Source organism: Chryseobacterium sp. MA9 (assembly GCF_024399315.1).
Classification (GTDB): domain Bacteria; phylum Bacteroidota; class Bacteroidia; order Flavobacteriales; family Weeksellaceae; genus Chryseobacterium.
This window is the reverse complement of record NZ_CP075170.1, coordinates 2,058,531-2,071,489: the sequence shown is the minus strand read 5'-3', so window position 1 is coordinate 2,071,489 and position 12,959 is coordinate 2,058,531. Positions and strand designations below refer to the sequence as shown.

Here is a 12,959-nt window from a genome sequence, read left to right as displayed (position 1 = left end):
TATGGCAGGCGAAGGTGGAAATATAGTAAGAAATGTCTTTGGGAAGTCCTACAAGGAAGCTGAGCATATTATGAAAGATGCTTCCAAGGGTACGTTGGATTTTAAATCTCCTCAGGAAAATACCTTTTATGGGAAAAAAGGAGGGAAGAAATTTGATGAATATCAGGCTAAAAAAGACAATACATTATTGGTAATAAAAGTAGAAGGCCCTTTAGATGATCATGGCGGAAAAATAGCAAAACCTAAAGAAGGAGAAAAATATTGGTTCAAAGCGACTTTTAATAGATCTGCAACGAAGAGTGAGTATAAAAAACTTCAATGGCAGGAAAAGATAAATGGAATATCGATTCCCTTCTTTTTTGATTATTCTTCAATCACAGGAAATACTTCGACTATTCAGGTGAAACTTCCCTGTTATGATATGCGTGTGTATGCCTATTTTAAAACTCCAATTGATAGGGTTAGTGTTGAGGTGAAAATAACCAATCCATTACCTCTTTATATTGATAGATTTAAAATTAAAGGAAAAGACAGGAAGGGAGTTAATATGGCAGATGATATGTGCTATGGCCTGGGAGTTTCCAATCAATATCCTTCCAGATACACTTTGCAAGATGTAGAAAGCAAAGGAATCTGGATCAAGTCAGAAATAAGAGATAAAACAGATGAAGAATTATGGACCGGTTTCAAACGTATGGTAGGAACACTTTTTTCAGTCGGCGAACTGGAAACGGTTGCATTTGATATGATTGAAAAGTTTAAACGAAGCGAAGGAGGAGAATATACTAATCCTATCCTTACAAAACATGTACTTGCCCATCCATCAAATCAAAGATTCTGTTTAAGTATAGAGGATGAAATTGCTGACAGGATTAAGAAGAATCATGGAAGTATTGCATCCATTGAAGATGATGAAATACACTTTACAGATGATGAGGTTGGAAAGTTTGGACGAAGAGGATGGAGACATCCGCAGTTTTCAACCATGAAAGACACTTTTATGGGAGGACTCACCATCTGTATGAATGATACCTGGGCCTATGAGGTGCAGCTGACAAAATTTAATAAATCCGGAAATGGTACTTATGATGCAACCTATAAAGTTGTGTTATATGATCATTTTGGATTGGATATGCCGGATATTGAGAAGAAATATTACTATCTGCTTGGTTTCAGGTACTGGTTTATTTTGCAGCATATCAGAGGATATCAACCTTTTATCACAAAAGTTGAATTTGAAAAAACTTTTAAGGAAAGTATCAACATTGGTAAGGCAGAACGTCAAAATAAAAGAAGAGCAGAAAAAGAAAGAGAAGATCATCTTCGTAATATGGGCAGAAGAAGGCCGGGAGAATATTAATTAACCATTAAACCTAATAGGAATTATACAAAAAAAATGAAGTATTTGCAATCTATAAAAATGATCAAGATAGTATGCTTTCTTTTAATAGCCCTGAGCTGTGACAAGAAACGGAATGACTTTATTCCTCTTGAACATATGACTTTTACCAATGCTTATTATAAAAATGCGGTCAAGATTTCATACTATATTCTTATAGATAATCCGGAACCTACTGAAAGTGTTCTGAAAAAAGAAATTATAAAGTATGTAGAAAACAGATTGAAAAACAATCAGGTTCTTACAAAACCGGAAACATTCTCACTCAACTTTGTTTTTTACAGAAAAACAGATAATACTTCATATTTTATAACCAATAAGGAAAGTGCAGGAGAACTGTTAGGAGAAGAAATATCACATTATAAGCAGGATTATATAGCCAATTATCTGGTAAGCAAATGTGGAAAAGGAACAACAGAGAAAATATATCTCTACAATCTGCCGGAAGAGACAGTGGCAAGCAAAAACTGTGATAAATAGTACTGTTTATTTTTTCTAAATAATATTATGAAAATAAAAACTCTTCTCACATTAATTTTTACAGTTTTAATCTTAATAGCCTGTAATAAAAGTAAGGATCTGGCGGATATAGGGAAAATTATAGCTTAGAAAATGGCTCTGTCATTACTGATATAGTCGCGGTTAAAAATTTTTTAGGAGAAATTCCTCAATTATTTAATAAAAATGTACATTAACTTCAGATCTTTATTATCCAATTTTTAAAAAAGCAATATAATGAAGTAAATGTTAAGGTTTTATCTGACTCAAAAAAGATATATAATGATTTAGAAATATCTTATGAAATGACTAATATTCCAGATAAAATAGCTGAGAAGAAATAAAATGATAAATATTGATAAAAGATCTAAGATAGCTATCGGAATTATAATATTTCTCGAGTTTTTATTTTTGGCAAGAGCATATATTATTTATTCCTTTTTAAGGTACGATTCGCTTAATGGAGATGGAGTTCATGACCCAACAGAATATGATAAAGAATTTTTATCAACAGTGATATATTCATTTTTGATAATGATTTTTCTATCCATTGTAAGTATTCTGATTTTTAGAAAAAAAACCAATAAAGCTTTTTAGAAAAGCGATACAATTAACAAAATATTTTATTCCAAAAAATATGAAGAAAAGAATAATAACTGCAGGAGGGTTTATAGGAATATTATTCTCAATATGGGACTCAATGATGGATAATGCTGATATAGCGTCATTAGAAGACCATTTAAGTGTTGGACTTGTTTTCAGCTCGATTTTTAGTTTGAAAACATTGGTATATCTGACTATCGGAATGGTTTCCGGATGGATGATCAATTTTATGATCAATAAAATTAGCGAACTGCATAGAGAGTGGAATGACTTTTAAGTCATAGGAAATAATAAAACCCAATATGGTAGAAACAAAAGTAAAACCTTTTCAGAAATATGCTTTAGGAACCCATGACTATCATGTGGAGAATGCTCTTGAAATACAGTTTGGAGAAGCAAAAGGGTTTTATTCATCGTATAGAATTACACTGCAGGAGAAGGAAAATGAAGATCATACAAAAAACTGGCTGATAGAAAAGGTAGATGATTCCTCTTTTCCATCTGAAAATAAGTTTATGGAAATTCTGTATATCCTGGAACAGAGCTCTTATCCGCTGGAAATAAAAGTGGATGAAAAAGGAAGTTTTTTGGGAGCGGCAGGCCATCAGAAAAATATAGAAAACTGGAAACTCAAAACGGCAGAACTTCAGGAAAAATACCATAATGCTGATGTCTTCAGAAACCAATATTTGGCTGCGTTTGAAGATGAAGCCGTTTTTTATAAAAACAAACTGAAAGAACCCTTCTGGAATCTGCTGTTATTTGCGCCTTATTATGTAGATAACGGAGGAGAAAACCATGAATCCATCATATGGAATATCAAAGGAATTGGTGATGTAGAATGTCCCGGAGTCATCAATGCAGAACAGAGAGACTATGGCTTCAATGCCTTTTTTACTTCCAAAATCAAAGTTTCGGATACCATACAGGAAGAATTAGATAAGAAATACCTGTATCAGGCGGGACAATATCAGGTGAAATTAAGTATAGAAATGGAATACAATTCCCGTAAAAAACAGTATTCCAAAAAGAAAGCTGACTTTATATTGTCAGATGGAGAAAAAACAGTATACCGGGAAACGATCACAATGACTTAATCTTTATGAACAAATGACATGGCGGATAAAGGATACATCATTATAGAAGGAGCCACTGCGTACTGCAGCAGCTCTGTAACCAATAATTCCAATGGAACCGCCGTTCCGATGGAAGTGAAAAGCCAGAAAAAAAAACTAGGCAAAAATAAATATTTTGCACAGAATAAACCTGTAGCAACTTATCTTGACGATAAAGCCGACAGCTTCGGTGGTGGCAACGGATTTGGAAACTGTAAAGGCTCAGATGGAAAAACTTACCCATGCAAAGGTAAATGCAGTATTAAATATAAAGACTATTATGAGAATGTAGAATTCAACAAGAGCATGAAAATACTGTTGGATGCATCTACAGGAAATTGCCCGGGATATGGTGTTCCGGGAACCATTGCTTTTGCAACTACCGGGCAGGCTAACAATGTTTCCCAGATTGAAGTCAAAGAAGCAGATGAATTTTCCGTAGCCAACACTTCACCACAATGGCCCTCATCTGCTGCGTCTGAAGCAAGCATATCAGTGTCATCAATCTCGATGATAAGACCAATACCGGCGGATAAGCTTACCGAAAATTATTACTATATCAAAGGGATGAACGGACCATTATTTCCCATTGCAAACCCTTTTGGCGGTGATAATCTGGATTTGAAAGCCCAATTTAAAGGCGATGAAAAAAAAATCATCTGGGCTCTTTTCAAAGGAGAGGGAACCAAAGATAAAGTAAAAACATTTATCGGATTAGGAAGCAATTTCAGCCAATCTATGAGTAAAATATTTGACAGTCTTACTGAAGGGAAGTACAGACTTGAAGCTTATGGCAAAAAAGCTGGAGATGCTAAATGCTCTATTAATGTTGAAGTAGTTCAGGATTTTGTCAAGAAAATTGTCAGTCCCGGATCTTCAACCTTAATTAAAATCCCTCTCCCTGTATCTATTGAACGTAAACTCAGCAGTGCAACCGACCAGGCAAAAATATTGAACAGAGGCTTTATTATGCCCGTGAATAGTGTTCAATGGACCGTAAAACAAGGAACAACAGTACTTTATAACAGTTATTCTGGAGTCTCCTCTTCGCACCTTTTGGATGTAACAGGTATTGGTGATCGTATATTTCTGACTTTTAAAAATGAAGGAAAATATACTGTAGAAGCATTTACAGATCCTACAGATCCAAAACCGCAATCTATAGAAGTTAAAATAGAAAACAGCCTTGGGGTAATGGGAGTGAAAGGAGAACCGGGTTTAGTGAGATTCAGTGATATGATCAAAGTTCAGGCTTCCAGGTTCAATGTCAATTATATGCCTTCCGGGACATCTGTATATTGGTATCTTAAAAAAGAAGGAATTGGAAGAGTGGCTTTATTTGAAAATTCATCATCCTTCAGGACAGGTACCATCAGCAAAAAAGTAGCTGAATTACTTTATAATGATGCTAAACTGGCCAGTAATCAGTATTTCGGGAAATATATATTGGAAGCCTATGCCAATCCGTTGGAAGCAGGAAAGCAGCCCGGATTTTCAGGGTCAGACTGTTTTAATTTTGAGGTGATTCAAAATGTAATAGATAAATTCACTCTTCCGGCTACCAATATTCCAAAAGGAACCAAAATAAAATATACAGCAGCGGCAAGAATTGCTACATTGGCCGGAAATGAAGCCATAAAAATAGAAGTTCCGGATAAAGTGACCAATAACGGAGATGGAACAATTACATTCAATGATCTCGGAGAATATACTATTTCTTCGTATTTGACCGGAGATTATACCGACGGGAAGAAAATTGAAGTTAAAGTAAAAGTATCAGAACCCGCAATAAAAAGAGCTCTTTGGGCCTATGGAACAGGAGTGAAACGTACTGAAACCGGGTTTGGAGAAGAAACCTATGGATTTATTGAAATTGATGGTCTTCAAAATCAGGCTTTAAAAGTAAAAGTATGGGTAAAAGGGGAAGGGGATGATTTCTATAAGGAGAAAGACAAATATATGCTGGAGGAGAAAACAGTCACACTTAATAATGAAGGTAAAGCTTCCTTCCTTATTACCACCAATGATGATTACAAGAAAAAATTGCTGGCCGCTATACCTAAAACGACAGAAAATCCTAATCCGTCTTACCGCTTGGTATTTACGGTAGAGCTTCAGGCAAGTTCATCCGCAGATATTGTTCTTCCCGGCAATATTACCATTCAGGGAACGCGTCCTGTGGTTGTAGACAGCACCACTACCTATCTGGAAGTTTTGGATTCCAATGAAGAACTGGTGATGACTTCTGAACAGAAAATTGTCTCTATCATGTTCTCTACAGAAAACGGTAAGGATATTCAGCGGGAACAGACTTTCTATGGTAAAACCCATAAACTTTGGATACATACCGTCAACATGACTGAAGAAGTTCTGAAAATTGACGTTTTGAAGGAAATTCCAAAAGAAGGATTAAACGAAAAAGATCATATAACCTATACTCACGAAAGCAAACAGAGCTATAACGAAGAAAAAACAGGAAAAGATGGTCTGCTTGAAGTTTCTTTCACAGCAAAAGAAGAATGGAAAAATCCACCGAAAAACTTTGATTACTATATAGCACAGGTTTCCCGACAGGTTCAGGATCCCGCTGATCCCAAAAAGAAAGTCTGGAAAGTGGAAAAAAGCCAGTTGACAATCAATAGTACACTTCCTGCCGATTTGGTTAGAACGGAGGACATAGAAAAATTGGGAATCAAGGCTTATAAAAAAGACGGAACTCCTTTTACAAAAGAAGAAATGCTGGAACTAAGAAAGCAGTTTATTTTCTACGAAAGTGGCTGTCTAAAAGTTTCTCAAAAAGATACACCTGAAGCTATTGATAATGATGTGGTGCCGGTAGTGGTGGAAATGGCGGAGGTGAGAAAGCAGAAAACATGCTATTGTAATCGTGGTTTTACAGATAAAGAAATGGAAGACCTTATTAAAACAATGACAGGAGGTACTGAAATTTGGAAGGGAATAAAAGAAAGCTGTGATATTACTGATAAAACTATTAAGAGCTTAACGGCTGAGGTCAATACTATGTTCGCCAGCAATGGAATCAATCGTTGTATGCAAAAGATATCATTTCTGGCGAATGTATCTGAGGAAACTGGTTTTTTTGTACAGAGTAAAGAAGAAGAGAGCAAGCATTTGTCAAGTGTAAGTAAATATAAAGGGAGAGGGATACTTCAGATCACGGGAACTGCTGACGTAACAGGATATTATAATAATCCGGGGCCTTATAAAAATTATGGAAAAGATAAATATGCTGATGAAAATAAATTTTTAGATGATAATGCTGATCTTATTTCTAAAAATCTTCATAATGCCGTTGATGTAGGAGGTTGGATTTTTAATTTTAAAAAAGTCCCTTTGTGGGAGCTTAATCCTAAAAAAACATATTCTAAAGAATTGGCAGAAACTCTTGCATGGAAACGTACATACTTTAGTAAAGGATTAGGAAAAAGTCTTACAGAACTTGGAATTCTAATGGAAGAAGAAGAGGAGAAATACTTTTTCTTACAAGGAAAAATTTTAAATGGATATTCTCCTGAACATAGATTAGAAAAGCCGCCAATAGGATGGGAGGGCCGTAAAAAGGCTTTAGGTAAATTAAAAACATGGTTTAAATATGATAAAAAAGTCTGTGATGGAGAAGTAGTGGCAATGCCAAACCTTGAAGGAAGAGCTCCATGGATGGCCCTAGTTTGGAAGGAAGAAGCGAAGAATCTGGCTGAAACCGGAACCAATGAAGAAATTCAAAAGTTTTTTGATGGAACTCCCTATGAAAATGACATGAAAAATGGTACAAAAAATGAAACGAATATAGCATGGTGTGCGGCTTTTGTCAACTGGATTATGAAACATTACGGGTACGAAGGAGTTACTACTGATAAAGGATATGATGCTGTAAGAGCGTTAAAATGGGCAACATGGGCAGAAGGAAAAGACTTGAAAAAACCAGTTTACGGAGCAATTGCTGTGAAAACAAGAACCGGAGGAGGACACGTAGGTTTTGTTGCAGGAAAGAAAGGAGATAAAGTTGTTATATTAGGAGGAAATCAATCACAAAAGTTATATTGTGTATCTTATGATATTTCTGACTATTATGCATATGTAGTCCCAACAAATTACGAAATTACAGACGCAGATTATAATTTGCCGGAGTATAAAGGAAATCCTGGTGCAAAAGGATCTGAACTTTAAAATAAAAAAGAAAATGAAACATAGAATTTTAATGAGCCTGCTTGTTATCTCCTCAGTTCTGGTATCATGCCAGGATAAAAAAGGCGATAATCATAATGTTAAAGCGATTGATGTTAAAGAAAGTTCAGCAGGTTTGGAGTTTAATCAAGATGTTAATACTATGCTAAAAAAACAGTTAGAATACGGAAAACCTTCTTTTGATAATCCGTACCAGTATTCTGAAAAAGATTTGGAAGTAACCGCTCCTATATTAAGCCAATTGCTTTTGGATAATGGTTATATAACCATAAACAATGAAGAATTTAATAACAAAATAAAGCAGATATTTAACCGGATTATTGATAAAAACTCAACCAGTAAATTTCTGTACATTAACTTTATTGATAAGTGTGATAAGGGATTGAATTACACTCCAAATAATGCAGAGAATAATGGAATGTTCGTAGTTAAAAACCAAAATTTTATTACTGATCTTTACCCTTTGCCTGCAATTATTGATTATCAGAAAATATATACTGAAACGGCTCAGGAAGAAAATTCGGCTTCAAAAAACTATAAAGATGCAAACGGAAATGAAGTTAAGAAATATTTATGGAAAGATACTTCCAATCTGAAGGAACAAAGAAAAAAGAATGTACAAATATTAATTGCCCGCAATCTCTATCTGTTTAATGATAATAAAGCTCAATACAAATGGCTTACTCTTAATGATTCATATTTTATGGATGCTTTAGTAAAAACATTTGGATATACACAAGATACTGATTTATTGAGATGGGCTGTTGAAAGATCAAAATTTGATAAAAAAGATCCATCAGATTATGGTAAACTATTCTGGATAAAAGATTGTGACGAAAGTGTAAGGCTTCATGCCAATACCTTTAAAGTATTGCAAAAACTGTATCTTCCTAATGATTCCTCTGAAAACAGATTTATTCTGGATAATATTAAATCCTATTTAGAATATCTGGAGAATCATGATAATCCTGAATCAAAAGTTTTGACAGAAACTGAAAAAGTAAAAATAATGGCTAATCTGACTTATTTTGCAGAGCAATATAAATATAATCCTTCTTATAATGACGGGACAAAAATGATGGGTAGGTTGCGTTTCTTTTTGGGAGACAGCTCTAGAGATATTTTACAGAAAAATAATTATTTCAACCTGCCAAAATTTAAAGAATGGTGGGACAATGCAGACTATGATGAATATTTCGTAGAAGAATGTGAATACAATGGAACATGTGGTCCGGATAACCAACCCATGAATGTAACGGAATGGAGACAAAAACATCCTAAGAAATAAAACTTAAAGCACAGTCAGAAATGGTTGTGCTTTATTAAAAAAACACTTGAAAATTAAATGATGAAAGTTTTAAATGTTCTAATAATCATAATGCTATTTATTAGTTGTAATAATAAAGGACAGGAAAAAAGATCTTCATTCTATTTCTGATATGAAAAATATGAATGATTATTTGATTGAGATGGTTTTTACTATACTAAATTAAGTTTTACAGATCAAATAAAAAATTAATTCCCGTTATTTTGATTAATTTTTTTAATTGGGAGAAAAAGGAGTTGTATGTAAAAACAAAAAAACCTCTAAACTGAATTAGAGGTTTTCAAGTGGTTTCTCCAGGAATCGAACCAGGGACACATGGATTTTCAATCCATTGCTCTACCAACTGAGCTAAGAAACCATTTATGTTTTTGTTTATTACTTCGTTGTTTTAAAGTGATGCAAAAGTAGAAAGTTTTGGTATACAAAGCAAGTATTCATCGTACTTTTTTTGAATAAAGTTAAAAACTTACTGATTATCAGCCGGATTATTTTCCTGCTCCTTTCTGATCTGCTCACTCATCTCTTCCAATACCGGTTTTATCGTGTTTTCCGGAAGATCACTGATTCGGATATACATCAATCCGTCTATTGCATCATTGAAGTTAGGATCTACGTTGAATGCAATTACTTTTGCGTTTTGTTTGATGTATTTCTTGATCAGAACAGGAAGCCTCAATTCGGGTTCAAGGTCATCAATGATTTTGTCCAGTTTATTAAGATCAGATTCCATTTCCTCAAAGAAAATGTTTTTATCCCTGTCACGAAGCTTTACTTTATATTCATTCCTTGGAGTGATATATTGTGCTACTGCAGAATCAAAATAATTTGAACGCATAAACTCAATCATCAGAGATTTTGAGAATTCCGAGAATTTGTTGGAAATACTTACACCACCCATAAGAAATTTATGGTCAGGATTTCTCAGGCACACATGTACAATCCCTCTCCATAAAAGGAAAAGAGGTAGTGGTTTCTGCTGGTATTCCTGGCAGATGTAAGCACGGCCCATTTCGATCACCTTTTTAAAGAAAGGATGGATGTCCTGCTCAAACTCAAATAAAGAGCTTGTGTAGAAGCCTTTGATGCCATATTTCTTCATGACCTCTCTACCCAGTGCCATTCTGTAAGCACCAGCCAGTTTTTTCTCCCCGTTGTCCCAAAGGAACAGGTGATGGTAATGCTTATCATATTCATCAAGGTCAAAAGGAAGATTACTACCTTCACCCACCGCGCGGAAAGTAAGCTCTCTCTGACGCCCGATTTCCCTCATAATAGAAGGGATTTCCTCGTAAGTCGTAAAGTAGATCTCATAATTTCCGTTACTGAACAGCATTTTGTCAGTTCCTCTCAATTTATCAACATCTTTAATGATATCTTCCAGAGGCGTTTCATCAATGATATTCTGAACAATATTTTCTTCCTTCAGCAAAGGAAACTTTACAGATAAATTCTGAAGATTGATGCTTTGAGCAAGAGATTTTCTCTTTTCATAGTAAGATTTCATCATATAGACCTTACGTTTCAGAAACTCTCCCAATTCCTCAATCGTTTCCATTTCATCCATTGCCTTTACAGTGATTGGGCGCCCAATTCTGATTCTGATAGGTTTTTCTCTATCGTTCATCATTTCCGCGGGAAGCATCAGGGTCTGTAAATTTGGATGAAGCTTAGCCACCTGATAAAAAAGACGGCTGTTTTTGGCATGGAAATACATAGGAACTACCGGTACTTTAGCCATTCTTATAAGCTTAAGTGCCGTTTTTTCCCATTCCTTATCTAAAATTTCTCCGTAAGGATTGTTTTTGTTGGAAACTTCTCCTGCCGGGAAAATACCTACACAGCCTCCGTTTTGCAAATGCTTGAGTGTTTCACGCATTCCCGAAGAGCTGCTATAAGCTTCTTTTCTGTTTTCAAAAGGATTTACTGCGATTACAAACGGTTCCATAGGTTTGATCTTTTCCAAAAGGAAATTTCCCATCACCTTGAAATCCGGACGAACCTCTGATAAGACCTTGCACATCAAAATCCCGTCAATTGCACCCAGCGGATGGTTGGAAACCAGAATAAACGGTCCCGTTTTCGGAATTTTTGCGAGATCCTCTTCAAAAGCTACATAGCTTAGGTTCCTTTCTCTTACAAATGAGTCGAAAAAGTCTTTGCCTTCCTTATCTTTTAGTTTGTCGTATAATTTATTTACTTCGTTTATTTTAGCAATGCTCATCACAGCAGATGCTACCGGGTTCTTGAGGAACCCAAGTTTACTTAAGCCGGAAGCTTTGATCAGATCGTTTTTCGAAATTAAACTCATGTGTGTTTAGTCGCAATTAATATTATTGTGTTACCATTTGAAGAGTATTCTTGGAAATTTGTTCCAATAATACATTTTTTTCATGGTAAAATTTATCAATGTGATCCATCTTCGCATTTCTTACTGTGAATAAAGATACATTTTTAATTGCTTCGGTTTTAAAAATTTTTTGAAGCTCCTGGTTGAGCTCATCTATATGATTAAATTTATCTTCAAGACACAATGCCAGGGAGATAGCAGAATTCTGCATTAGAGAAACCTTGATCTTATACTTAGATAAATATCCAAAAATTAAGCTCATATGGTCTTCTGCAATAAAAGAGAAATCTCTTGTAGATATCTTCAGAAGATCCTGGTTCTCTTTTAAAATATAAGATTCTTCCTGTTGGTTTTTGTCGGAAGCACCTACTTTTGTTCCTTCTTTGGTAGGGTCTACGAAAGATTTTACATAAAAAGGAATACTTTTTTGCTGTAGTGGCTGCAATGTTTTTGGGTGAATAACACTTGCTCCGTAATAAGCCATCTCAATCGCTTCTTCATAAGAGATATTGGAAAGAAGAGATACATCATTGAACTTTCTTGGATCTCCGGTCATTACTCCCGGTACATCTTTCCAGATAGTCATTGCTTCAGCATTCAGGCAATAAGCAAAAATAGCAGCAGAGTAGTCTGAACCTTCTCTTCCTAACGTCACCGTAAAATTGTTTTCGTCAGAACCAATGAATCCCTGGGTTACATAGCAGATCTCAGGATTCAGATTGGAAATAAATTCTTCAGTTCTCACCCAGTCTACCGTACCTTCTCTGTATGAATTATCCGTTTTTATATAATCTCTGACATCCAGCCACTGGTTGGTAAACTGAATTTCATTCAGATATTCACTCAGAATTTTTGTAGAAATCATTTCCCCACAGCTTACCACCTGGTCATAGACAAAGTTGTAATTAGGAGACTTATTTCTTCTTAAGAAAGAATCAATGTCATCAAAAAAGATATTGATTTCAGCAAAAACCGCATGATTTTCAGGAAAAAGACCTTCCGCAATCTCAATGTGTTTTCGTTTTATCTTTTCAATCTCAGTTTGATAGTTTTCCTTTTTGAAATAAAGTTCTACAACTTTTTCCAATTCGTTTGTCGTTTTGCCCATTGCTGAAATAACCAGCAAACATTTGGCAAATCCCTGGCTTTTTAGAACCATGGATACGTTTTTCACACTTTCAGCATCTTTTACCGATGCCCCACCAAACTTGAAAATTTTCATTAAATTGTTAAAAATAAAATTGTTAGATAAAAAAATGCATGAGTTTTTTACGGACGTCAAAATTATAAATTTACAACGAGATATGAAATAGCCTGGAAGGGAGATAGAATTAAGATTTCCTTAAAATCAACAATTAATGAAATAATTTGAATTTTTCGTGTACCTGATATAACAAATCCGGAGACATAATTTTCAATAATCGTTTAGTGTTACTCTGAATTGTTTTTGTATTGTACTGAAAT

Annotated in this window: 8 protein-coding genes and 1 tRNA gene; 6 read left to right on the top strand and 3 right to left on the bottom strand. The window is 34.8% G+C overall.

The features are described 5' to 3' along the window. The first annotated feature begins 1 nt into the window (after position 1). The 6 genes from KIK00_RS09335 to KIK00_RS09310 all read left to right on the top strand — a co-directional run bounded on the left by KIK00_RS09335 (position 2) and on the right by KIK00_RS09310 (position 9,109). Positions 2 to 1,360 carry a DUF3289 family protein gene (locus tag KIK00_RS09335; protein WP_255816281.1) on the top strand — a complete coding sequence of 453 codons (1,359 nt, stop codon included), beginning with the start codon at positions 2 to 4 and terminating at the stop codon, positions 1,358 to 1,360. A 60-nt stretch (positions 1,361 to 1,420) separates the two neighbouring features. Then, positions 1,421 to 1,879 carry a hypothetical protein gene (locus KIK00_RS09330; protein WP_255816279.1) on the top strand — a complete coding sequence of 153 codons (459 nt, stop codon included), beginning with the start codon at positions 1,421 to 1,423 and terminating at the stop codon, positions 1,877 to 1,879. 655 nt (positions 1,880 to 2,534) lie between these two features. Next, positions 2,535 to 2,777: a hypothetical protein gene (locus tag KIK00_RS09325; protein ID WP_255816278.1), complete on the top strand. Its 243-nt coding sequence runs from the start codon at positions 2,535 to 2,537 to the stop codon at positions 2,775 to 2,777. 25 nt (positions 2,778 to 2,802) lie between these two features. Continuing rightward, on the top strand, positions 2,803 to 3,597 hold the full coding sequence (locus KIK00_RS09320; protein WP_255816276.1) for a hypothetical protein: 795 nt from the start codon (positions 2,803 to 2,805) through the stop codon (positions 3,595 to 3,597). A gap of 18 nt (positions 3,598 to 3,615) precedes the next feature. After that, entirely contained in the window at positions 3,616 to 7,803 is a 4,188-nt protein-coding gene (locus KIK00_RS09315; RefSeq protein WP_255816275.1) for a TIGR02594 family protein, read from the top strand. A 13-nt stretch (positions 7,804 to 7,816) separates the two neighbouring features. Beyond that, positions 7,817 to 9,109, top strand: coding sequence for a hypothetical protein (locus KIK00_RS09310; protein ID WP_255816274.1), 1,293 nt, complete (start codon positions 7,817 to 7,819; stop codon positions 9,107 to 9,109). Positions 9,110 to 9,433: 324 nt separating this feature from the next. On the opposite strand, the gene KIK00_RS09305 is transcribed toward KIK00_RS09310, so the two are convergent. From KIK00_RS09305 to KIK00_RS09295, 3 genes are all read right to left on the bottom strand, one after another. Continuing rightward, positions 9,434 to 9,506, bottom strand: a tRNA-Phe gene (locus tag KIK00_RS09305). A gap of 108 nt (positions 9,507 to 9,614) precedes the next feature. After that, a complete protein-coding gene (locus KIK00_RS09300) occupies positions 9,615 to 11,456 on the bottom strand; it encodes a lysophospholipid acyltransferase family protein (RefSeq protein ID WP_255816272.1) in 1,842 nt (613 codons plus the stop codon). A gap of 22 nt (positions 11,457 to 11,478) precedes the next feature. Further along, the gene (locus KIK00_RS09295; protein ID WP_255816271.1) at positions 11,479 to 12,717 is read right to left on the bottom strand and encodes an aspartate kinase; all 1,239 of its coding nucleotides are present in this window, start codon (positions 12,715 to 12,717) and stop codon (positions 11,479 to 11,481) included. Positions 12,718 to 12,959: the final 242 nt, after the last annotated feature.